The sequence below is a fragment of the Acidobacteriota bacterium genome (genome assembly GCA_035471785.1).
Classification (GTDB): Bacteria; Acidobacteriota; UBA6911; order RPQK01; family DATIPO01; genus JANQFM01.
This window is the reverse complement of record DATIPQ010000083.1, coordinates 65,402-89,922: the sequence shown is the minus strand read 5'-3', so window position 1 is coordinate 89,922 and position 24,521 is coordinate 65,402. Positions and strand designations below refer to the sequence as shown.

Annotated in this window: 15 protein-coding genes; 14 read left to right on the top strand and 1 reads right to left on the bottom strand. The window is 61.7% G+C overall.

Translation table 11 applies throughout. From position 1 onward, the window contains the following. Positions 1 to 104 precede the first annotated feature (104 nt). From VLU25_11955 to VLU25_11915, 9 genes are all read left to right on the top strand, one after another. A complete protein-coding gene (locus VLU25_11955; GenBank protein HSR68644.1) occupies positions 105 to 269 on the top strand; it encodes a hypothetical protein in 165 nt (54 codons plus the stop codon). 68 nt (positions 270 to 337) lie between these two features. Next, positions 338 to 466 (top strand): hypothetical protein, encoded by a 129-nt coding sequence (locus VLU25_11950; GenBank protein HSR68643.1) that lies wholly within the window; start codon positions 338 to 340, stop codon positions 464 to 466. A 93-nt stretch (positions 467 to 559) separates the two neighbouring features. Next, complete coding sequence (locus tag VLU25_11945; GenBank protein ID HSR68642.1) at positions 560 to 2,449, top strand: RiPP maturation radical SAM C-methyltransferase; 1,890 nt, start codon at positions 560 to 562, stop codon at positions 2,447 to 2,449. Positions 2,450 to 2,473: 24 nt separating this feature from the next. Further along, positions 2,474 to 3,241, top strand: coding sequence for a class I SAM-dependent methyltransferase (locus VLU25_11940; GenBank protein ID HSR68641.1), 768 nt, complete (start codon positions 2,474 to 2,476; stop codon positions 3,239 to 3,241). Between the two features lie 33 nt (positions 3,242 to 3,274). Then, positions 3,275 to 5,185: a S9 family peptidase gene (locus VLU25_11935; protein HSR68640.1), complete on the top strand. Its 1,911-nt coding sequence runs from the start codon at positions 3,275 to 3,277 to the stop codon at positions 5,183 to 5,185. 431 nt (positions 5,186 to 5,616) lie between these two features. After that, positions 5,617 to 5,949 carry a DUF4920 domain-containing protein gene (locus VLU25_11930; protein HSR68639.1) on the top strand — a complete coding sequence of 111 codons (333 nt, stop codon included), beginning with the start codon at positions 5,617 to 5,619 and terminating at the stop codon, positions 5,947 to 5,949. A gap of 16 nt (positions 5,950 to 5,965) precedes the next feature. Next, a complete protein-coding gene (locus tag VLU25_11925; GenBank protein HSR68638.1) occupies positions 5,966 to 6,343 on the top strand; it encodes a DUF2007 domain-containing protein in 378 nt (125 codons plus the stop codon). A gap of 885 nt (positions 6,344 to 7,228) precedes the next feature. After that, the gene (locus VLU25_11920) at positions 7,229 to 10,273 is read left to right on the top strand and encodes an Ig-like domain-containing protein (GenBank protein ID HSR68637.1); all 3,045 of its coding nucleotides are present in this window, start codon (positions 7,229 to 7,231) and stop codon (positions 10,271 to 10,273) included. 42 nt (positions 10,274 to 10,315) lie between these two features. Then, the gene (locus tag VLU25_11915; protein HSR68636.1) at positions 10,316 to 12,622 is read left to right on the top strand and encodes a DUF3105 domain-containing protein; all 2,307 of its coding nucleotides are present in this window, start codon (positions 10,316 to 10,318) and stop codon (positions 12,620 to 12,622) included. Positions 12,623 to 12,624: 2 nt separating this feature from the next. On the opposite strand, the gene VLU25_11910 is transcribed toward VLU25_11915, so the two are convergent. Next, positions 12,625 to 13,539, bottom strand: coding sequence for a serine hydrolase (locus VLU25_11910; GenBank protein ID HSR68635.1), 915 nt, complete (start codon positions 13,537 to 13,539; stop codon positions 12,625 to 12,627). A gap of 622 nt (positions 13,540 to 14,161) precedes the next feature. Here VLU25_11910 and VLU25_11905 point away from each other — a divergent pair. The 5 genes from VLU25_11905 (at position 14,162) to VLU25_11885 (ending at position 24,458) form a co-directional block, all read left to right on the top strand. Then, entirely contained in the window at positions 14,162 to 14,791 is a 630-nt protein-coding gene (locus tag VLU25_11905; protein ID HSR68634.1) for a bacterial transcriptional activator domain-containing protein, read from the top strand. A gap of 117 nt (positions 14,792 to 14,908) precedes the next feature. Next, positions 14,909 to 16,990 (top strand): SidA/IucD/PvdA family monooxygenase, encoded by a 2,082-nt coding sequence (locus tag VLU25_11900; GenBank protein ID HSR68633.1) that lies wholly within the window; start codon positions 14,909 to 14,911, stop codon positions 16,988 to 16,990. Beyond that, entirely contained in the window at positions 16,971 to 17,192 is a 222-nt protein-coding gene (locus tag VLU25_11895) for an MbtH family NRPS accessory protein (GenBank protein ID HSR68632.1), read from the top strand. The genes VLU25_11900 and VLU25_11895 overlap by 20 nt, the downstream gene beginning before the upstream one ends. A 26-nt stretch (positions 17,193 to 17,218) precedes the next feature. Next, positions 17,219 to 21,841, top strand: a complete 4,623-nt coding sequence (locus VLU25_11890) for a condensation domain-containing protein (GenBank protein ID HSR68631.1) — start codon at positions 17,219 to 17,221, stop codon at positions 21,839 to 21,841. Further along, the gene (locus VLU25_11885; GenBank protein ID HSR68630.1) at positions 21,825 to 24,458 is read left to right on the top strand and encodes an amino acid adenylation domain-containing protein; all 2,634 of its coding nucleotides are present in this window, start codon (positions 21,825 to 21,827) and stop codon (positions 24,456 to 24,458) included. Before VLU25_11890 ends, VLU25_11885 begins: the two co-directional genes overlap by 17 nt. Positions 24,459 to 24,521 lie beyond the last annotated feature (63 nt).

Below are 24,521 nucleotides of genomic sequence, written 5' to 3'. Positions count from 1 at the left end.
CAAATTAGCTAGACTTCCGAAAATTCACACGATAATTCACAAATAGGAGAATTCTGTTCTCGCTTCGTGTGACTGGCCACATCTCCATTTGGAAAGGAGTGCCCATGGCAGATCGGAACAAAACCGAACCACTGAGCGATTACGAAAGGCACCGCCTGATCCAGATTCTGCAAGCCGAAGTCGCCAACAATTTCGACGAGCACGTCAGATCGATCGGCGACCTTGCAAATCTGACGGCGGATAAGCTGCTGCCCATCAAAAAGGGTTAGCGGACTTCCCGCCGCTGAGATCGTATCCGTTCAGAAACCCAAACTCAGAAAACCGAAAGAGGAAAGAAATGGCTACCAAGAACAAGGAAGACAAATCCAAGATCCTGGAGAAGATTCAGGCTGAAGTGAGAAGGAAGCGCGAAGAAGACGAGATGGACATGCCCCCTAGCGAAAAGCTGATCTATATCAGGTACTAGGGCCTCCTTTTTCCACAATTCTTTTCCGAACCATCCCTACGCCGGGATGGCGCTCGGCTACCCGCCTGACGGTTCTCTGAGGGAGGCGTGTGCATGAAGAACGCCGACAAGATGCTTCGCGACGGTGACGTCATCATCATCGTGCCTCCCTTCGGAAAACTGACCTATCCCTCCCTCGGGGCCCATCTGCTCCAAGCCATCGCCCGTGAGCAAGGTTTCACGGTGCGGGTGCTGTATGCCAACATGGTTTTGGCGGCGGAAATCGGCATCGAGGAATACGAAACCATCTACGACGAATCGCTCGGCATTCTCTTGGGAGAGCGGTTCTTTGCCCGGCTGGCTTTCGGGACGGCTCCACTGGCTCATCGAGGCGGAGACATGTGCAGCATGGCACGTGACTTCGGCGAGGAGAAGGCTGCCAGAGTCGATCTCGACTATGACGAGCGCCGGCGAGTTGACCTGGACCGGGTCAAACGGTTGGAAGGCAAGCTCGACGATTGGGTCGACCGCTTGGTGTCGGCCGTCGTCGAGCGAGCCTATCCCATCGTGGGATGCACCTCGATGTTCCAGCAGATCTCCGCCAGCGTGGCCCTTCTCAACCGGGTCAAGTCGCTGAGTCCAGGGACTCTGACCGTGCTGGGAGGAGCCAACTGCGAAGGCGAGATGGCCGAGGGGATGGAAAGCCTGCAAGCCGAGGTGGACTACATCTTCTCGGGAGAGAGCGAGGAGACCTTTCCCCGCTTCCTCAAGGACGCCTCGGACGGAAACCGGCCGGCCGGCAAGATCGTCCGCGGCTCTCCCTGCCGGGACATGGATGCTCTGCCGCTCCCTTCCTTCGACGACTACTATGAACAGCTCGATTTCTTTCTCGGCGGCGCGGTCTCTCCCCAGGAGACCTGGGTCATGTACGAGACCAGCCGCGGCTGCTGGTGGGGGCAGAAGCAGCATTGCACCTTCTGCGGACTCAACGGCGAAGGTATGGGATTTCGCCAGAAGTCCCCCGAGAAAACGATCGCCGAACTGGAGACGCTGAAATCCTCGGCTCCTACCCGCAACGTCATGATGACGGACAACATCATGCCCTTCGTTTACTTCAAGACGGTCGTGCCCGAAATGGCCGAGCGGGGATTGGATTTGAACCTTTTCTACGAGATGAAGGCCAACCTGTCACTGGAAAAGGTCATATCTTTGAAGCGAGCCGGCATCAACTCGATTCAACCCGGCATCGAAGCGCTGTCGTCGTCTCTGCTGAAGAGGATGCGAAAAGGCGTCAGCGCACGCCAGAACGTCATGCTGCTGCGCTACGGGAGGTCGTCCGGAGTGAATATGACTTGGAACATCCTGTGGGGATTTCCAGGAGACCAGCCCGAGGATTACGAAGAGACACTCGCCGTGGTGCCTCTGATCCATCACCTGCAGCCCCCCAACGCGGTGGGTCACCTGAGCGTCGAGCGCTTCAGTCCTTATTTCTTCCAACCCGAGCGGCACGGGGTCAGCAATATTCGTCCTCTGATGGCCTATCGGGACGTCCTTCCGGCTCACGCGGCCATCGAGAAGATGGGCTACCACTTCGTGGCCGACTATGAATCCGGGGGCTATGACCGTATCGATCTGGTCAGGGCCATCCGCCAGGACGTGGAAGAGTGGAAAGAGCAGTGGAAAAACGAGCAAGCCAGGCCGGAGTTGAGAATCGGCACTTATGAGGACCAATTTGCCTTAATCGACACTCGTGGACTGGAAGGAACCGAAGAAGTGAGGTTGCTGGACCGCCAGGAAGCGGCCTTCCTGCTCACAAGCCGCCGCTTCAGCGGAGACTCCCGAGAACGCCGGGCGGTGGAAGAAAAGCTGGCCCTGGTCATGGATGGCTATTTCGTGCCCCTTCCCGTCGCGGACGCCGAGACGGTCCTGGAATTTGAGGCGGAGGGCTGGAAATCGCCCATGACCGCCTCAGCGCAAGCCACACCCTACTCAGGTCACGCCTGACCGCTCTCTGGAAAGAATACACGCGTGCAGGGACCTGCGCCCCCCACCCCCACCCCATGGTTCTCTGAAGAAGAATTCTGGTCCAGTACCTATCCCTTTCAGTTCCCCCCCAGGACTTTCCGGGCTTGTCGGCGTGAAGTTACCAGCATCATCGAGTTAAGCGGCTGCCGGGCCGGGGCGGCCTTGGATCTGTGTTGCGGTCCCGGCCGTCACTCGGTCCCACTGGCCCAACGAGGCTTCGAGGTCACCGGCGTTGACGGCACCTCGTTTCTGCTCGACAAGGCCAGGGAATATGCTCGATCAGAGGACGTCGAAGTGGAGTGGTTGCAGGAAGACATGCGAAGCTTCAGGCGCTCCCGGCGCTACGATCTCGCCATCAACCTCACCATTTCATTCGGATACTTCGACGATCCTGACGACAACCGGGCGGTGTTGTGCAATGTGTTCGACAGCCTCAAGGCCGGCGGAGTCTTGGTTATCGACGTCGCCGGCAAAGAGGTCATCGCCCGCCAATTCGTCGAGGTCGGATATCTGGAGGAAGATGGGGCGGGACTGGCCATCCAGCGCCGCAGAGTGGTGGATGATTGGAACAGGCTGGAGATGCAATGGCTGGACCTCAGAGAGGGCAAATGCCGCTGCTTCAAACTGCGCAGTTGGATGTACTCCGGCCGCGAATTGAAAGAACTGCTGGCCGACGTGGGATTTTCCCGCGTCGACCTCTTCGGCAACTTCCAAGGCGACGAGTACGGAACCGAGGCTACCAGGCTGGTCGCCCGGGCCCGCAAGGAATAGCGGAACGCCCTCAGGAAAGATGACTTCGACAAGATGACAGCGAAAGCAGTCCCCCGCGGAGCCGATTACGGCACCTGGCCGTCGCCGATAACCTCAAAACTGATCGCCACCCATTCGATCCGGCTCGGGCAGATCGCGCTATCGGGAAAGGATGTTTATTGGGTTGAAGGGCGTCCGACCGAGAGCGGGCGCAACGTCATCGTGCGCGGCGGGGCCGGCGGCTCGGGGCAGGACGTCAATCCTTCGCCCCTCGATGCCCGGACGCGCGTTCACGAATACGGCGGCGGCGCCATGCTGGTCGATCGGGGGCGAGTCTACTTCTCCCATTTCGCCGACCAACGGCTATACCGATGCCGGCCCGGCCGCCAACCCGCGCCCGTCACTCCCGAGGGACCCTGGCGATACGCCGACGCTGTAGCCGATCCTGACCGCGACCGGCTCATCTGCATTCTTGAAGACCACTCCGGCCAGAGGCCTGAGCCCGCCAACGCCATCGCCGCCATCGACCTGGCTGAAGGCGACATTAGGGTGATCGAGCAAGGCAACGACTTTTATTCCGATCCCCGTCTCAGCCCCGATGGCATGCGCTTGGCCTGGCTGACCTGGAATCACCCCGACATGCCCTGGGACGGCACCGAACTGTGGGTCGCCGAGGTGGGCGCAGAGGGAGAGCTGAACAACCGCCGCCTGGTGGCCGGGGGACCGGGGGAATCGGTCCTTCAGCCCGAATGGTCGCCTCAAGGCCAGCTCTACTTCATTTCAGATCGGGACGGCTGGTGGAACCTTTTCAGGCAGGTCGGTTCCTCCGGCTCGGCCAAGGCCCTGCTCCCCATGCAAGCCGAGTTCGCTCATCCCAGGTGGCTTTTCGGCCAGTCGACCTACGCTTTCGAGTCAGCCGACTGCTTGGTCTGCTCTTACACCCGCGACGCCAGGTGGAGTCTGGCCCGCCTTGATACTCAACAGGGGACGCTGGAGACTCTGGACACTCCCTACTCCTACATCGCAGAGGTGCGGGCTGCACCAGGAAGGGTGGTCTTGAGGGCAAGCTCGGCAACCGAGCCGGAGTCCATCGTCGAGCTCGACATGGCGACCGGCCGCTGCTCCGTATTGAAGCGGTCTTTCCAGATCCCGGCGGAGTTCGAAGAATACTTCTCGATTCCCCAACACCTGACTTTTCCCACCGATCAGGGGCGCACGGCCTACGGGTTGTTTTACCCGCCCAGGAATCCACGCTTCCAGGCCCCGCCAGAGCAGCTCCCTCCCCTCATCGTAGTCGGCCATGGAGGCCCGACCTCCGCTTCTTCCTGCCAGCTGTCACTCGAGACCCAGTATTGGACCAGCCGCGGATTCTCCCTGTTCGAGGTCAACTACGGGGGCAGCACCGGCTACGGACGCGCCTACCGCGAACGCCTCAAGGGTGGCTGGGGCATCGTCGACGTCGACGACTGCGTCAACGCGGCCCGATACCTGATAGATCAGGGCAAGGTCGACGGCGACAAGACCGTCATCAAGGGCGGCAGCGCCGGAGGCTACACCGCACTGGCGGCCCTGGTTTTTCGAAATCTCTTCAAGTTGGGCGTCAGCTACTACGGCGTCTGCGATCTGGAACACCTGCTGCGCTTCACCCACAAGTTCGAATCGCACTACCTGGAAGGATTGATCGGTCCCTACCCGAAGCGCCGCGACCTCTACCGGGAGCGCTCTCCGCTTCATTTTGCCGACCGGCTCTCGGTCCCCGTCATTTTCTTTCAAGGGAGCGAGGATAAGGTCGTCCCCCCCGATCAGGCGGAGCAGATGGTGGCGGCCCTTCGCGACAAGGGAAGTCCTGTTGAATACCTGCTCTTTGAGGGCGAGCAGCATGGTTTTCTGCGTTCCGAAACCATTGAACGCAGCCTGCGGGCAGAAGCTGATTTCTACAACGCCCATCTCATCAAGTCCTCCTGAGTGAACGCGCACTTGAACAATAGCAGGGCTGAGGGCGTAGGATGGGGTAGTAACGAGTGACTCAAGGGAGAAAAGCAGCGAAGTGGCCCGCATCCCGGCTATCGAGTGCAAGACCTGGCCGACGACCTGCTGCTGGTCCGCAACAGGGAAGAAATGGCCGCCTTCAGGCTGCCGCTGGAAGCCGGGAAGACGGTAGGCAGTCAGCGCGTTGCCCGATAGGGCCCGGCTTGCTTCGAGGAGCGGAAAAGTTGTGGCAAAATGGCGGTGTGCAGAAAAAAGGAGCCGCTCACATGTGTATCAGACGGATGTCCGCACGGTGTCTCGTCCTTGCTGTCGTTCTCGGCGCAGGGCTTTTTGCTCAAGACTACGGCGCCGGGGTGGCGCTGGAGGAATCGGTTTCGATCGCTGAAATCCTCGCTAGCCCTGAACAGATGAAAGGCAAGCGCGTGCGTATCGACGGTGAAGTGGTGGAGGTTTGCGCCATGGCGGGTTGCTGGATCGAGGTCCGCGACCAGGCGGGCGACCGCATCCGCGTCAAGGTGGATGACGGCGTCATCGTCTTTCCCGAATCCCTCAAAGGAAAGCAAGTCAAGGCCGAGGGAACCGTGGAAGTGCTTCCCATGAGCCGGGACCAGTACGTCGACTGGCTCAAGCACCTGGCCGAGGAAACCGGCAACGAGTTCGATCCCCAATCGGTTGGCGATCCCCCCTACCAGATCGTCCGCCTGCGCGGACTGGGCGCCGAGGTGGCCCAGCCGCATTAAAGATGCGGAGGTTGTGATGTTTTGCCCCCAATGCGGTTGCGAGTACCTGGCCGGGGTCACGCAATGCGCCGACTGTCAGGTGGCGCTGACCGAGACGCTTCCCGAGGACTTCGGCAAGGAGAAGGGCGGACGATGGTTCCTGGAAGGAATCGATCCCGCCGACTGCCAAGAAATCCTTGTCTTGAATAACCCCGGACTGCTCACCGTGCTCAAGTCGGTGCTGGACTCAGAAGGCATCGCCTACTTCCTGCACGGAGAGCATTACGGCACCTACTTCATGATGAACTCGGTACGTCTGCTGGTTCCCAGCAAAGACGCCGACCGGGTGCGTCAGATTCTGGAAGAAGTGACCGCCGAGGAGATGGATGACGCGGGGCACGCTGCCCCGGCCTAGTGCTGCCGGTCGTAAGTTCTGAGCCGGGCCCTCCGTTCTTGTCCCTGACAGGGACGGATTCGCCACCCCAGCGACTGTGTTAGAAGTCAAGTCCGGGCTCGCTGAAGGCGAGCGATTCGCCAGCCCAAGGGACTGTGTTAGAAGTCAAGTCCGGGCTCGCTGAAGGCGAGCGATTCGCCAGCCCAGGGTCAGCCGCGGCGAGCGCCAGCGAGACGGCGGCGCCACCCTGGGTTTCAGACGGCAAGGGTCCGAACGCTGAAAGCGTGGGATAACGCGACAGGGTGGCTCAAAACTTCTGACGCACCGCACCAGGGCCACTAGGTGGCCAGCAAGTTCACACACGAATCAAGTTTCAGCGACCGCGCTGAAGGCCTAATTGCTCTCGGCGGTATGAGGCTGCTCGCCATTACTAGTCTCTGATGTTGCGCGAAGATTCCCATCCCAAGCCCTGCCTCGAAACATCCTGCCGACCATGCTGGCTATGGACGCAACTTGGCCCGCAAGCGCCGGCAATTGTTGTGACTTGTCTTAGGAAGCTCCTGGTGTCGATAAATAACTGGTAGCGCCTCCCCTGCATTAAGTGAATAATACTTGTTAAAGTGACCATAAGGCCTGAAATAATACTTTTCCGAGAACTTCAAGAGCGTATTCAAGTTATCTATAAATCATTGACATATCTACGATCAGGATTTTTTCGAGAAATTATTGCCGTGTTGTTTGGTTGGGCTGGCCGCTTGTAATAGAAAGGAAGTACAAGCTTTTCATTGAAAGGATGTGCGAGCCTTTCACAAAACTCAGGAGGGTACTATGCTGACCAAGCGGGCTTTTCAGATGCTCGTTCTCGCGAGTATCAGCGTGGTTGCCCTGCTTGCGGTTTTAGGCACCTTGTACGCTCAGACTGACTTGCCAAACCGCATCCCGCAACCACCCCCCTACAACACCCAGGAGACCCAGTTTTTCCCCCATCCCTTCGAAGCCGATTGGGAAGGGGTCAACGATCCTGGCACTTGCAGCAATTGCCACAGCCGCATTTACGACGAATGGAACGGATCAATGATGTCGAATTCCTGGCGGGATCCGGGCTGGCGGGGAGCTTTCCTGCTCATCGCCCGCCTGACGGCCAAAGACGGAAATTGCGACACTCCCAATCCGCCCGACGGCACGGCCCGGGCTCACATCAATCCGTTCGCCGACGGCACCAATTGCACCAGCACTTTCGACATCGGCGTGAGCAGTCACCAGACCTCCGGCTCGGGTTCGCTGCTGGACGGGTTCTGTTCCCGTTGCCACATGCCCACCAACTACGCCGACAACATCAACAACGTGATCATCGACCAGCCTTCGGGCCTGGAGCACGGCGAGTTGGATCCCAACTTCGACCCCACCAGCGATGATGGAACCGGACTGGCGTACGCCACCTTGACCTCGCAGATCCGCAACACCGAATCGGGCAAGCGGGGAATCTTCTGCGAAGTCTGCCACGCCATCGCCGAGACCCGCTACACGCCCTACCACAACTACCAGAAGTCGGGGACGGAGTATTTCCCCACCCCCGGCAGCGGAGGCCGCGGGGCTTTGCTCCCGCCCGGTCAGGCCGACATGCAGAACGTGGCCGACGCCAACAGCCCCAACCTGGGCTACGGGATCGGCGCGGGGTCCTATCGCTTTTCGCCTCACGCCATCGGATACCCGGAGCGCTTCGGTCCCCTCTCGGCCGGCGACTTCAGCAGCACGCTCGATCCCTACGTGAGCGACGTGTTCGACATCAACTTCTTCTTCCAGCAAGGGGATTTCTCAGGAAAGCATGATGGATTCCAGCAGATCATGTTCGAGCGCGCCGAGTTCTGCGCAGCCTGTCATGACGTCACCAATCCGCTCACCATCAAGAACACCGAAGGCAAGTGGGTGGGAGGATTTCCCATCGAGAGGACCTACACCGAATGGGCCGGCAGCCGCTATGCAGACCGTCCCGGCAACTCCAACTTCGATCCCGCTTTCAAGCGCGACTGCCAGACCTGCCACATGCAGCAGGACTTCGGCCGGCCGGGGACAGCCCAAACGCTCTACGACGGAGGAGGTCTTCCCGTAGAACCGCTGTCCGACGTGACCTGCAAGTCGGGTCCTGTGCGTCCGGTCTTCTACAGTCACCATTTCATCGGCGGAAACGCCTATGTTCCTCAAGTCATCGGAGCCGACCTGACCTCTCAGGGCAGCGTGCATCCCTATCCCGAGTTGTCGACCTTCAGCTATTCCTCTGAGGATTCCAGCAGCCTTTACTACAACGCTTACTGGGAGAACGTCACCGACCGCGGTCCCCCCACCCACCATGCCCGCATGGCCTGGGACCGGCTGCGCAACGTGCTCGATTTGAGCTTGAGCGGACCCGCCAGCGCGGCCGCCGGCAGCAATGCCGCCATTGACATTACTGTCGCCAACAGCGGCAGCGGACACAACTTCCCCACCGGATTTCCCGAAGGGCGCAATGCCTGGGTGGCGGTGAGAGCCTGGGATCTGGCCACCGGCGACCAACTGGAGATCTTCGATTCCTTCTGGAACCGGACTTCGCTGGGTGTGGGCTACCTGTCACAGTCGAGCGAGGTCGATCCCAACTTCCCCGGCTGCAACTGGGTCATTCCTGCGGGATCAGCCGATCCCTACTCCCGCCAATTCAAGGCCATCGCCTCGCTGGGGGACGGATGTCCCACCCTCGATCTGCCGTACGCCACGGCGCTCAACCTGGTTACCGACGCCAACGGACTCCCCATCGACTCCGGCGGCCTGGTGATCGACCGCGACAATCCGCTCGGACTGCCGCAGTTCACCGACCTGGACGGCGACGGGGATCTCTTCGACGATTCCTACCTGGCCGACTGGCGCCTGCGGCCCATGCCCCACGCCGACGCTACCGTCGACCTCGACCGCTATTCGGTGGTCATTCCGGCCGGGACGGCCGGTCCCGTGGCGGTGACGGCGGCTGTCTACTACCAGTCCTTCGAAGCCATCGTGGCCAAGAAGTTCCTGGGCAACATGGCCGACACCGATACCGATTTCCTGCTCGAGCCCTGCACGCTCAACGGAGCCTGCGACGGGCGGACTCCCACGCTGGAGCCGGCCGTCGTCGAGGGTTCCCCTCCCGTTCCCATGGAGGTGTCGAACTGGGTCATAAACGTCACCGGAGTGACGGATTCCACCGCGCCCTCGGCCACCACCTACCCGGCCAACGGCGCTCTCGACACCTACATCGACACAATTCCCAAGGCCTTCTTCTCGGAACCGGTGACGGGAGTCGACGAGACCACCTTCACCCTGGTGGACGGCGGAGGGATCACGGTTCCATCTTCGGTGTCGCAGATCGGCGACGGAGCGTGGGCCCTTTTCCCCGATCCCATCTTCCTGGAAGGACGCACCGACTACACCGCCACTATCGCGGCGGGCATCTGCGACTACAACAACAACTGCACCACCCAGGACATCGTCTGGACGTTCACCACGGCCAGGACGGCCGAGGAAGGCGTCGGAGACACCTCGGTTCCGCTGGGCTTTCCAGCCAACGGAGGCGGGCCGGGCGGCGACACGGAAGGACCGACAGTCGTCACGGTCAATCCGGCCGACGGCCAGAACAACGTCGACGTCAACAGCAACGTCGTGGTGACATTCTCTGAAGCGGTCATGAACGTGACAGCCTCCACCTTCCTGCTCAATCAAGACGGAGGAGCCGGAAATTGTTCAACGCTGGGTGCATCTGTGGCGGGAACCATCACGGGCAATGCCGGTGATGACGTTTGGACCTTCGATCCCAACGCGCCGCTGCAGAATAACCGTACCGTCTACTGCGTCACCGTCACGACGGGTGTCACCGATCTGGCTGGCAACCCGCTCAACGACGGCGCCAACGACTTCACCAGCAGTTTTCGCACCAAGAAAAACTGAGTCGTCCGAGGGCGGTACAGATTCGAATGCGGAGACTGCGATATGGAGAGTCGGGCTGGAAACGTCCAGCCCGGCTTTCCTCTCAGACTCACCCTGCCTCACTGTTCCAATGGAGGTTGCACCATGCGCTTTCTCTTTTCTCTTGTCGCCGCGGCACTGGCCATGCTGTGGGCAGGCTGCTCAAGCGAGGAGACGGTTCCTCTGGCTTACGTGGCCAGCGGCGGCAACAATCACGTCGCCGTCATCGACCTGCAGAGCGGACGCACCCTGCACAAGCACTACCTCGGTACAGCTCCCTGGAAGCTGCTCTACGACCAGCCGCGCCAGCGGCTCTGGGTGCAGCATTGGTACTCTTCCTCGACGGCGGTCCTCGACCTCCAACAGCAAAAGGTCATCCAGGTTCTTCCCTATCGCGGACCGGGCCTGCTCGATGCCGGGGGAGAACGTTTTCTGACCTTGAGCTGGCCGGGTTCGGCCTTGCACTCCGTCAATGCGCGGACTCTGACTTCCGAAGGACAGCGGGTCACCGAGGTCAACCGCGCCTACGCCTTGGCCCTCGACTCCTCTGGAGAGGATATTTGGATGGCGCAATACGACCCGATGGCTGAGGGTCCGCACAAGCGCTATGCCTATCTGGTTTCCTATCCCCTCGACGAGGATTCCAAAGCGCCTGCCCGCTCCCAGCCTACCGGCCGCAGCCCCGTGGACATCGTGCCGGTCCCCGGACAGCCCTTCATGCTCACCGCCGACCGCGGCACCAACGGGCTCAGTCTGATCAACAGGCTGGGCGACGGACGCGCCGTCCCGGCTTGTCCGGCACCCCAGGCGGTTCTCCTCTCGCCTGAGCAGACCCGCATGGTGGTCCTGTGCTGGGACCGCGGCGAAACCCGCTTCAGCCAGATGGTCAGCTACCGCACCGACTTCGCCACCCGTCCCTGGCCGGTCATCGTGCAGGAGAAGACGCGCCGCCTGCCTGCCGGCCTTACCCGGGGCGCTTTCCTGCCCGGGGGCGAGCATCTCTACCTCCTCGACGAAAGCGGCGGACGCCTGCTCGATGTTGATCCGGTCGACCTGCGGACGCTGGGCGAGATCCCGGTCGGCGATCAGCCCCGCGACCTGGTCATCGTCCCCACGCCGCTCTCAGCGCGCGACCGGCTGGCTGGCGCCGCCTTGGCGCAGCGCCACCAGCTCGAGCAAGCTCTGAGCGTCCTCTTGCAACCCGGCCACGGCTTTGGCGACCTTTCCTGGACCGAAACCACCAGTGTCAATTCCGAAGAGGAGGCGGGCGCCCGCACGCTGCGGATGGCGTTGCTGGCCCCCGACCGCATGCGCAGCGAGTCCGCCGCCGTCACCCGCCTGGCCGCCGGAGGCTGGTCTATAGCGATCGGCGACCAGGGGCGCTTTTGGACAACCCCCCGCCAGGAATTGGCCTGGCTGATTCCCTCACTGCCCAATTTTCAGTTCGCTGAAGCGGTGAGGCAGTTGGCCGGAGATGTTCCCGGCAGCCCCTTCCTGCGGGGCGGACTGGCCGTAGACCTGGTTGCCCAGGTGGAAGAGGAAGGACGCAGCTACCACGTGATTGGGGCTCTCAGCCCTGAACAGCCGCTCAGCCAGCTCTGGATCGATTCCCGGAGCGGACGTCCTGCCAAGCTGGTAGAGCGGTTCCCCGTCTATCAGGTCTCCGGGCATGGAGGCGAGTCCTTCAGCGGACTGGCGGAGACCCGCTACCACGACTGGAGCGCTCACGAAGGGGGCGTTTACCTGCCGGCCCGTCTGCAGCGTCTTTCCGCCGGACGCACGCAAGAGGTCGAGATCAGCGATATCGAGGTCGACGCCGGTTTGCCGCCCTCCCGTTTCGACTTGGCCCGCCTGGGAGGTTTGAAAGCCAGCGCCGCGTATATAAACCCCGCCCGCCCCGAACGCCCGCAAGATCAACCCGGCCTGGCCCTTCCGATCCTGCCTTTCCCCGGCTATCTCAACAATCCCAGGGCCCCGCACCTTCCCTACAACAGCAACCCGCCGACTTCCGGGCCCCGCCTGGCGGGGCTGGCCGCCTGGGGTCTGCACAGCATTCCCGTCCCGCTGGAGCTGCAAGTCCACAACCTGGAACATGGCGGCATCCTGATCCAATACAACTGCCCTCGGGATTGCCCCCAACTGGTTTCTCGCCTGCGGGCCTTCATCCAAGGCCGCGACCAGGTTCTGGTGGCGCCTTACCCCTTTATCGAAACCCGCCTGGCGTTGACGGCCTGGGGACGGCTGCTCACGTTGGAGGAATTCGATGAAGCCCGCATGGAGGCCTTCCTCAAGGCCTTCGGAGGCCATGATCATCACGCCGATGCGCCCTGATCTCAGTCCCCGTTGCTATGGGAGTAAACGAGGCGGGTCAGTGAGGCGATAAGGGCGGCGGACGCTTCACGGTCGTCGAGGCCGCGGGTGAGGACGACCAGCACGAAGGGGCGCGGGCCGTAGACGATGGCGGCGTCGTGGTGGATGCGGGTGATTTCGCCGGTCTTGTTGGCCGCCTCGACCCCCTCTGGAACCCCGGCCGGAATGGCGTCCACGAACTCCTGCCGCTTGAGGATGGCGATCATCTCACGGCTGGCCCGAGGACTGACGGCCTTCTCCTGGGCTATGGCCTCCATCAACAGGAAGAGCCCCTGGGCGTCGGTGGTGTTGCTGAGTCCTTTCTCGTAGGCTTTGATGTCTTCCAGCGGACGGATCACCTGCATGCCCGCGGCGCCCATCTTCTCCACCGTGGACTGGATGTTCTCCACCCCCAGGCGCTCGATGAGCAGGTTGGTGGCCAGGTTGCTGCTGACGGCGATCATGTGCAGGCAAAGCTCGCGCAGAGGCATGCTGCCGCCCAGTCTGGCGTAGACGGCCTGATCGGCCTCTTCCCCTACCGAAAACGGCGAACCGTCCACCAGGCTGGCGAACTCGTTCTCGACCTTGAGCGGATCGTCCAAGCCCAGCCACCCCTCTTCAGCCTGGCGGAAGAGCTCGATCATGACCGGCACCTTCATGGTGCTGGCGGCGTGAAAGCGCTCCCGCTGGTTGATGAACAGCTCCATCTCCCCGTCCAGCGTGCGGAAGGCCAACCCCACCTCGGCCCCGCTCTTTTCGATCAGGGCCTGCACCTCTTCTGGCAAGCCGCCGGGTTGAGCCAGAATCCGGTTGGGGAAAGCAGGGAACGGCCCGCCCAGCATCCATACCATGAATCCTGCTGCCAGCGCCGCTCTTCCCATCCACGCGTTCTTGTTCATAGTCAACACCTCGCAGGGTCATTGTCTCCTTTAGCGGGAGGATGTGCAGCCCGGCCGATGCTTCAACGCTTATCTACCTCAACTGAAATCGTCGAATAGATCAATTTTGACCCTGATGGTCTATTGCTTTCAAGCGCCGACCCATCAAATACTTATTTTCAACTTTTGATCGGCCAATTTCAGCCCCTCCTCCCGAATCCTTCGGGATCGAGTTGTTCTGGGGATAGTCGCTTTCTATCCGCTAGGGTCCTGTAAGCGACGGGGCGAAGCTATGCCTCTCAACTGACAGGGGTTGGAGGCTGGCCGGGAAAGCAAGGAGGACAGGGGGAGTCAGGAGGATGACCCAATGCTGCGGGTAGAGTTGTTCGGGCGGTTTTCAGCCTGTTCCGAAGAGTGTCGGATGCCGCTGCGGGACGGTTCAAAAGCGCAAGAACTGCTCGCCTATTTGCTGCTCAATGCAGGTCGTCCGCATACGCGTGAGATTGTCGCCAGCGTGCTTTGGGACCAGTGTTCGACCGTAGCCTCCAGGGCCTATCTGCGCAAGGCGTTGTGGCAGCTGCGCTCAGCGCTGGAGAGGTGCGATGAGACGTCGGTTCCATGCCTGCGGGTCGATTCTGAATGGTTGCAGTTGTGTCCAGGGCAGGCCATCTGGGCGGATGTCAGCGTTTTTGAGCAAGCTTACCGAGAGGGACGCGGCGTACAGGGGGCGTACCTCGAAGACGGCCTGGCCGAGGCCATGGAGGAGGCAGTGGAACTCTACGGTGAAGGACTGCTGCCGAACCGCTACGAGAACTGGTGTCTGGAGGAGAGGGAGAGGTTTGGCCACAAGTACTTGGCGATGCGCGACCAGCTCATGGACTACCACTTGAGCCGTACGCGTCTCGAAGAGGCCGTCGAGCAGGGAAGGCAGATCCTGCTATGCGACAACTCACACGAGCGGACCCACCGGCGGCTGATGTGGCTTCACCACCTGCGCAACGACAGGACAAGCGCGCTTCGCCAGTACGACTTGTGCACAGCGGCCCTCAAGGAGGAACTGGACGTCGACCCCTCCGAGGCCACTAGCGAGTTGTACGAGAAGATTCGCGACGAAAAGGTGCCGACTTCGATCGACAAGCGGGCATCCGCCATGGTGGCTCAATCCGCCACGGACTCGCTGCGGGAGTTCCAGGTTCATCTGTCTGGTTTGCAGTCCAGCCTGGCCGACATGGAAAGGCGCCTCAAGTCCTTGCTGCTGGAACTGAAGACCTGATCTTGCTCTGCCCCGACGCATTGGGAATGCGGGCAGATACGTCTTCGCAACGAAGCGGGACATTCTCTCCGCCTAAGTCTGAAGAGGCGCTTGACGCGCAAGTCCATGGAGAAAACCATGAATGATCCAAAGCTCCGCGTTCTCTCAGAGGCCGACCCGCGCGCCTCCAACGGTATCGCGTCGCCGGCCGGGGAAGCGGGGCCGCTTCTCGACTTCGTCGGCGTTGGGTTCGGTCCCTCCAATCTCGCTCTGGCGGTGGCGGCGCGGGAAGCGGAGGCCGGCAGGAAAGGGCTCTTCTTTGAGCGGAATTCCAAGTTTCAGTGGCATCCCGGCATGATGATCGAGGGAGCCACCATGCGAATCCCCTTCCTCAAGGACTTGGCGACCCTCCGCAACCCGTCCAGCCCATACACCTTCCTGCAATATGCCAAGGCCCGAGGACGCCTGGAGCGCTTCGTCAACCTGACGGACTTCTATCCCACCCGGTTGGAGTACAACGACTACCTCGGCTGGGTGGCGGAGGCCTTCGCTGAACAGGTGCAATACGGCACAGAGGTCACGAGGGTCTCGCTCCTGACCCGAAAGGGGGAGACCGTGCCCTGGTGCTTTTGCGTGGAGGTCACGAAGACAGCCACGGGAGACACCGCTCAGCACTTGGCACAGAACATCGTCTATGCTCCCGGAGGCCGTCCCCGAATCCCCTCAGGGACGGCTTGCTGCTCTGACCGGGTAGTGCATTCGAGCAGATTTCTTCCCCACTTCCCCAGACAGTTTGAGGACCATCGGAGGAGCTACGATTTCGCAGTCGTGGGCGGGGGCCAGAGTGCCGGCGAGATCCTCGAATACCTGCATCAACGCTACCCGCGGGCGAGCATACACATGCTGATTTCCGGCTCGGCTCCGCGCCCCACGGACGACAGCCCTTTCGTCAACGAGCACTTCTCCTCCAGGCATGCGGACGCCTTTCGTAACTATAGCCCCGAGAAACGAGCGGCGATTCTACGGGAATTGCGGACCACCAACTACGGCGTCATCGAGCTGAGCTTGCTTGAAAACCTCTACCGCAGCAGTTATCTGGACGAGGTTAAAGGCCGCCAACGTCTCTACATTCATCCCTTTTCGCGTGTGCAGGCGATTCAGGCGGGCGAGGAAAAAGTGCGCCTGACGGTAGACGCAAAATATGGCGCCTCGCCAAGTTCGATGAGCTTCGACGGCGTTGTGCTGAGCACCGGATATGATCGCTCCCTCGATCCTGAAATCTTTGCCGAGGTGCTGCCCCTGTGCAAGAAGGACTCCCAAGGCAGACTCCTTCTTTCACGCCGTCACCGGCTGCAGACCGACCCTGAGATGGGCTGCGGACTCTACGCCCAGGGGCTGGGTGAGTCCTCCTTTGGCATCGGCGAGACGCTGATGTCGCTGTTGCCGTTCCGCGCGCGAGAGATCTTCGCGGACATCTGTCGGCGGACGCCAGCCGCCGAGGAGCGTTCGGCGAAGGCCTTATCGGGCGCGTATCCGCCTGAGCGCCACCTGGAGCATTCGAGCGACAAACTCTATGCGGTGATGGAGCGGTTCAGGTTCGCTACGCTGATCTCGGCGCGCAGGGAGGATGAGCCCGTGATAACGCAGGTCCCGCTCATCCTCGACCGCGGCCGCGGAGCCAAGGGAGTCCTCTTCGGGCATATGGACCGCGCCAATCCGCACGTCGAGCTTCTTGAAGGGCGGTGCGTCACGGCCTTGTTTCACGGGCCCAACAGCTACATCTCGCCCCACGTATATGCCACCGACCAACTTCCCACTTGGAACTCGCTCACCGTGCACGTCGAAGGCCTCGCGCGTCTGATCACCGACCGCGAAGAGCTTGTCAAGGGACTCTGCGCCATCGCCGAGCATTCCGATCAGGAGATAGGCGCTTTCCGGCTCAGCCCCGACGATCCCCGAATCGAGACTCTGATCGGGTACATCGTGGGCTTTGAAATCGAGATTGACGAAATCCTCGGCCGTTTCAAGCTGTCGCAAGACCGCGACGAGGCCGACAGGCGCCGCGCCGCCCTTGCCATGGCGCGGCGGACCGAACTCGGCGAACGCGACATTATCGAGCGGGTGCTCGGCCAGTCCTTGAGGGAGGATGAAGAGCGAAGCGACGGCGAAGTCTTCCAAAACCACCAGGGAGAACGGATCTATGACCGACAACAACAGTAGCGATGACCTCTATTACGTGGTTCGCAACCACGAAGAACAGTACTCCATTTGGCGTTCCGACATGCCTGTCCCGGACGGCTGGGAAACCGTGGGATCGGCAGCTCCCAAAGAGGACTGCCTGGAGCGCATCGGCGAACTTTGGACCGACATGCGCCCCGCCAGCCTGCGCAAGAGCATGGAGGCCGCCGAATCTGCCGGGTGATTCCTCTCCAGGACAGGAAGCCTCAGATGATTGAGCAATTTCTGGCTGAGTTGCGCCAACGGCAAGTCCGAATCTGGGCCGAGGGGGACAGGCTTAGGTACCAAGCTCCGCCAGGCGCCCTCGATGAAAGCTGCAGGAGGCGGCTTCGAAAGCATCGCGAGCAGCTTCTCGAACGTCTGGGATCGGCCCTCCGCTCACTGCCGCAAGCCGTTCCCAGGGCCGACCGTAGCCATACGCTCCCGCTTTCCTCAGGACAGCAGCGGATGTGGGCGCAGTGGAAACTGGCGCCCCTCAGTCCGGCTTACAACATTGCATTCACGCTCAAGCTGGAGGGTCCTCTGAGAGTGTCCTCGATGGTGGGCGCCTTGAGCCGGGTCCGACGCCGGCAAGAAGTCCTGCAGACCTATTTCGTGGAGACGCCGGACGGTCCGATGCAGGTCGTCGATAGGGCCCCTTGCAATCTGCCTGCTGAGGAGGTCGCAGATGAAGCCGCTGCCTGGAGGCTGATGAGCGAGGATGCCTCAAAGCCCTTCAACCTGGCTCAGCGCGCCCCATTTCAAGCACGTCTGTTTCGGCAGAACGATCAGCTTCATTGGCTTTTCGTCAAGCTGCACCACATCGTGGCGGACGTCTCTTCGGTTTCCATATTTCTGCGCGAATTGGCCGCATTCTACCAAGCACCAGAAGCTTCCCTGCCCGAACCGGCACTGAGTTACGCCGACTTCGCGGTGTGGGAGCAAGGCCACTTGAAGGGGGCTCGCAAGGAGAAGCTCCTGGCCTATTGGAGGCAAAAGCTCAGCGGACAATGGACCCCCGTGAGACTGCCTTTCGCTGCTTTTTGCGCTCCCCCGGAAGAAGTTCGTGGCGAACGGGTGTCTTTTCACATCTCAAAGCAACTCGGCGCCGGCCTGGCCGAGGTCGGCCGGAGCCTGCAGGCGACGCGGTTCATGCTCCTGGTCAGCGCTTTCCGCATTCTGCTCCTTCGATACACTGAACTGACCGACGTGTTAATCGGCACGCCCGTCATCCGCCGGACTTTGCCCGGAACCGAAGCCCTGATGGGCTACTTCGGCAATACAATCGTGCTGCGCAATCCGCTCAGGCCTTCAGATACCTGGCAGGACGTGCTGGCGGGCGAGCGTGCCGCGGCGCTGGAAGCCTTCGAGCATCAGGACCTGCCCATCGAGACTCTGGCTGAAGAACTCGCCCGGCAAAACCCGCCGCGTAGCGGACCCCTCTTTCAAGTCATGCTTTCCTTCACCGAAGCCTCCTCGCAGGGATATGAGTTCCGCGGACTGCGGGCCGACTTGAGAGAAGTCGAAACTCAAACCGCCAAGTTCGACCTCCTGCTTTCGCTGCAGGAAAGCGAAGCCGGACTGAACGGCATCTTCGAATATCCTCATCACCTTTTTGATCGCAGGGCGGTCCGACGCATGGCCGGCCACTTTGAGCTGGTGTTGACGGAAATGGCCCGTAATCCTCACGGATGCATCACAACCGCCCCTCTCCTGACTCCGCCGGAAAGAGACCTGATGCTGTGGCGATGGAGGGACGCTGAAAGCACCCAAGACATCGAGACGAGCTGTCTTCACGAGTTGTTCGAGGCCCGCGTTCGGGAACGGCCAGAGGCTGTGGCTGTCCGCTTTGGGCAGGAGGTCATCTCGTACAGCAGACTCAACGATGAAGCCAACAGACTGGCAGGCCGGCTGTTGGACCGGTCCGTGAGGCCGGGACAGGTGGTGGCCCTGTGCATGCGGCGCACGCCGCGGCTAATCGCCAGCCTTCTCGGCGTCCTTAAGGCGGGCGCCGCTTTCATCTGCATCGAGCCTCACTATCCGCTGCTGAAAATCCAAGCTCTGCTCGACCAGTGCTGCACCCAGGTCCTGGTCGCTGAAGGCGAGGTGGCCGAATCTCTCCCAAGATGGGAGGGAGAGGTGCTGCTGCCGGACGAGGGGGATGCCCCGCCGCTTGATCGCGGATTGCCGGCAGCCCCCGAGAGTCTAGCCTGCATCATGCTCTCCGGGCGAGATTATCTCGGCATTCCGAAGATGGTCATGATCGAGCATCGAAGCGTCACTTCGCTCCTCGACTGGGCCCACGGCTTTTACCCGGCCGAGGATCTTGCCGCAGTGCTCGCCTCCTGCTCGCTTTGCCGCGGCCCCTCACTCTTCGAAATCTTCGTTCCGCTCTGCTCCGGGCACAGTCTGGTGCTGGCCGAGAACGCCCTCTCCCTTCCTTTCCTGCCGGCAAGGGATTCCGTCACGATGGCGAACACGACACCGGGGAGCGTGCGGGTTCTGTTGCGGAAGCACCCTGAGGCCTTGCCCGAGTCCTTGCGGGTGGTCAATCTCTACGGCGAACGCCTCGAAACCGCTCTCGCCGATCAGGTCTGTCAGCAGGCGGCCGGCTCCTTGCGGGTCTACGACCTCTACGGACTTGTCGAGGCCGGGGCCTTTGCCGCCTGCAAGTTGCGGCGGCCCGGGCAAGCGCCGGCCATCGGCCGGCCCATTTCAAACACCCGCTGCTACGTCTTGGATCAGCGCGGCCTTCCCGTTCCGGCCGGAGTGGTGGGCGAACTCTACTTGGCCGGGGCCGGCTTGGCCCGCGGTTATCTTCATCGGCCTCGACAAACCGCTGAAACATTCACCCCTCCGCCTCATGGAGACATTCCAGACAAGCGTCTCTGCCGGACCGGTGACCGAGTGCGCTGTTTGGAGAACGGCGACCTGCAATTCTGGGGACGCGACGACGAGGTGCTGGAGGACGATGGGATGCTCATCGATGGCGCCCAGGTCAGAGCCGCGTTGCTGCATTGCCAAGGCATCGACGACGCATGGATCGTAAGGGATAAGGACTCCGGTGCAGGTCTGAGGGCCTTTGTCACGGCTAGCTACGAAGGTCTTGACCTCAAATCCGTCAGGCGGCTCCTGGCCGTGCTGCTGCCCCAATCGAAGCCTCTCCTCACCATCGGACGTATCGCCGACACTCCGTTGACGGCCCAGGGCAAGGTAGACGTCTCTGGCCTCCAGACAACTGACTCAAGAGGCATAGCCGCCGCCGACCGGTCACCCCGAACTGAAACCGAGCGGCGGCTGTGCGAAATCTGGAAGCAACTCCTCAGCCTGGAGCGGCTCAGCGTTCACGACCATTTCTTCGACTTGGGCGGACATTCATTGATCGGCATCCGCGTTATGGCCCGGATCAACGAGGACCTAGGCGTTGCCTTGCCTCTGCAGGCCATCCTCAAGCATCCGACCGTTTCGGAGCTGGCAGCGGAAGTTGACCGCTCGCGGGGCCTTGCCAAGAGGTTGCCGCCTTTGCGGGCCCGTTCCGCCGCCGCCTCGCCGACGACGCTGGTGCAGCGCCATTTCTGGTCAGTGGATCGGACGGCTGAGAACCCGCACTTTCTCAACATCGCCAGCTCCTTCGCTCTCAGAGGCCCCTTCGACTTGGCCGCGGGCAAGCAGGCTCTGGAAGCACTGTCGCGGCGGCACCCGATTCTCGGCGCCAAGTTCGATCTGCGGGACGGAAGGCTCTGGCAGCAGTGGGACGACGGCACCTGTGTTGAGGCCGCCCTTTTCGATTTCGCACACATTCGCGACGAGCAGGAGAAACGCCTTTTGCTCGAGGCGGCTCAATCAGAGGCTGCCAGGCCCTTTGACCTGGCGAGAGGTCCGTGTGCCCGTTTCATGATCGCCCGTTTGCAGCAAGATCACCATGTCCTGACTTTGGTGGCCCACCACATCGTGGCCGATGAATGGAGCCTGGGCGTGTTAGGGCGGGAATTCGCCGCCGACTATGAGGCCATTGCCAGAGGACTGGATTCGCCCCTTACTCGGCCCTCCCTCACTTTTGGCGATTACGCCTTCTGGGAGAGGGAGTGCCTGGAGCAAGGCCTTTTCGACGGCCAGGTGGCGCAATGGAAAAGCATCCTGGAGCCGCCACTGGAGCGCATGCGCTTTTCTTGGCGTCCGGCGCGGGACGGCTCCGAGGAGGGGGTGGAAAGCTATCCCCTCAAGATCGCACCTGCTCTCTCTATGAAACTGGCAAAAGTGGCCCGTCGCGAGCAGACGTCCCTCTTCGTGGTCTTGCTCTCGGCCTTGAAAAGGCTTCTTCAGCGGCAAGGCGGGAGTTGCGACGTCCGCGTGGCCACCAATCTGGCGTCGCGTCATCAGCGCCCGCTCGAAAACATGGTGGGTCCGCTTACGGATACGCTGGTTCTGCGCACCAGGGTTTCTCCCCGGCAATCGCCCTTGGGAGCGCTGCGCCGGGTGCGCGAGTCGTTCCTGCACGCCTGCGGACATCACGATGTCCCCTTCGAGGAACTGATGCGACGCCTGAGTACGGAGTCCGGAATAGAACGGAGCGCACTGGCTCAGGCCTTCTTCCTTTTCGATGAACAGCCTGCCGAAATGAACGCCTTCGCCGGGCTGACCACCGAGCCGGCGCCGGTTGAGGCCCAGTCCGGCTTTTTCAAGTCGGCGGTGCACGACTACGACCTCATTCTCTACCTGGCAATGTCCGACAGCGGCTTGAGCGGGCAACTGACGCTTAAGGGCAGGCTCGGCTCGGGCACGGCGGCCGGGGCTTTGTTGGGAAGGTACAACGCATTACTTGAGGAGATCGTCGAACATGCTTTTGCAAGATGAATGGCCAGCCTCGAAGAAAAAGGCCTCCGGCTTCGTCCATGAATGGGTCAGGCATCAATCGGAAGTGCATCCCGAGCGGGCAGCCATCGTCGATAAGAACGGGCGCCCCATCAGTTATGGAAGGCTGATGCAACGCTCAAGCCGTCTCAGGGGGCAGTTGCTGGGGCTCGGTGTGGGGCCCGACAGGCCCGTGGCAGTTCTCATGAGCCGCTCGCCCCAACTGTTCGTCGCCATGCTGGCGGTTCTTGGAGCCGGCGGAGTTTATGCGCCCATCGACCCCTCTCTGCCCAGGAAGCGCATCGCCGCCATGCTCGAGAACTTGCATCCGGCCGCGATCGTGGCGGACGAGGATGCTTCGGGCTGGGATCTCCCCGCCCTTGTCGTCGGCAGCGGCGAGGACGCCGCACCGCTGCTGAATGCACGCTTTCCCCGCCCGTTCCTGCGTCCCCGGCATCTGGCCTACGTCCTCTACACTTCCGGTTCCACTGGTCCGCCCAAGGGAGTGGGCATGAGCCACCGTGGCCTGACCCGTCTGATTCGGTGGCAGATCGCCCAAGGACCTCCAGGACTCGCCACCCTGCAGTTCACCTCCTTGGGTTTTGACGTGACTTTTCAGGAGGTTTTTTCCGCCTTGTGCACGGGTGGCGCTTTGTTTCTGCTCCCCGATGAAGTGCGGCGGGACCCTGAGCGGCTGCTCTACCAATTGAAGGAAAAGTCAATTCAAAGACTGTTCCTGCCTTACGTCGCTCTGCAACAGTTGGCCAAGGCCTCGCAACGGCTTGGCCTTGTGCCGGATTCTTTGCGCCACGTCATCACCGCCGGCGAGCGCCTCATCATCACCAAACCCATTGCCCGCTTCTTTCAGGCTTTGCCGGAATGCCGCTTCGACAATCACTACGGCCCCACAGAAGCCCATCTGGTGACCAGCTACACCTTGGCTGGGAAACCTTCCGCCTGGCCGCCGCTGCCGCCGATCGGCAGCCCGGTGGACGATGTGGCGCTCTACAACCTGGACCCCAATCTGGTTCCGGTGAAACCCGGTCAAACCGGTGAGCTGTTCGTGGGCGGTGAGGGCGTGGGACGAGGCTATCTGGAGGCGCCGGCTGAAACCGCGCGGCGCTTCCTGCCTGATCCCTTCAGCGAGGGGCAGGGCGCGCGCATGTACCGCACGGGGGACTTGGCGCGGGTCGACACGAAAGGGCTTTTCCATTTTCTGGGACGCTCGGACGCCCAGGTCAAGATCAATGGATTCCGCGTCGAGCCTGCCGAGGTTGAAAAGGCCCTCACCGACCATCCCGCGGTAGGCGAAGCGGCGGTGCTGGCCCGCCCGTTGGCTGAGGACGTTTCCGCCCTGGTAGCTTTCCTTGTCGTCCACGGCGAGCGGGTGAGCGACGTCGAAGTGCTGGGGCATTTGCGCTCCCTGCTGCCAAGCTACATGATCCCGGCGCGTCTGGTCCAACTTGAGGCGTTGCCTCAGACCAGCAGCGGCAAGATCGACCGTCTGGCCTTGCAGGAACTCGAACTGCCCCCGATGGACGGCGACGTCAGCACGGGCGACTCTCTGGCCGAGGCCATCAGGCGAATCTGGGAGCGGATTCTGGGTCATGACCAACTCGCTCTGGACGACGATTTCTTCGATGTTGGCGGGGATTCCCTTCTGGCTGCCTGGGCCGTGACGGAAATCGGTCAGTTGGTGGGCAGCGAGATCGAGCTGTCTTTTCTCCTCCACAACAGCACCGTTGCTGAGCTCGCAAGGGCACTGGATACCCGTGAATTTCGGCGCGAGGGCTTGGAGCTGAGGTCGGAAGTCGTCACCATCCGTCCCGGCCCGCCCAAACGGCCTCTCTTGTTCGTCCATCCGCTGGGAGGCGAGCTCTTGGCCTATCGCGAACTGGCCCATGCGATCAGATCTCCCTTTCGCATCCTGGGGCTGCGCTGGCATTGCGGGGAGCAAGGCGATCCAGCCTGCATGGGTTCGATTGAGGAGATGGCCAAAGTCCACTTCACGCAACTCCGCGCCGTTCAACCCCGAGGACCCTACCGGCTGGCCGGATGGTCCTTCGGCGGGGTGCTGGCCTTCGAACTGGCCCGCCAACTGACCGGCTGCGGCGAGCGGGTCGATTTTCTAGGCCTCATCGACGCCAACCCTTTGCGCGATCCCATCACCGGACTCAGGATCGCAGAGAGCCCTCACCTGGATCTGCTCACCGAGGCGCTGCAAAAGATCGAGACCGGGACTGTTGACGCGGGGGATGGAAAAAACGGCCTGTCCCGGTTTTTCGCCGATCCCGCTTGGAACGGGCTGCTGGGTAATAATATCCCGCAAGGTCTGCAGGCGGCCCATCTGAAGAAGAACCTTCGTGTCGCCCGCGACAGCATGGGGGCCGCCATGAAGTATCGTCCCCTCCCCTTTGACGGCGCCGTCGACCTGTTTCAGCCTACGGGTTCATCGCAGGCGGTCCAGGACTCGCTGGCCGTCGAGCTGCACAAGATCGTCCTGGGCCCCATGCGCATTCACGCTGTGCCCGGCGACCACTGCAGCATCCTTCGCCAGCCTCTGGCGGCCTCGACGGCGCGCGCCCTGGACGAAGCCCTCAGCTCCATCCGCTCAGGTTGACGAGGAGACAGGGCAGAAGGAGAGATCGAGAACGACGGGAGATACGGGAGCGCAACGAGGCGG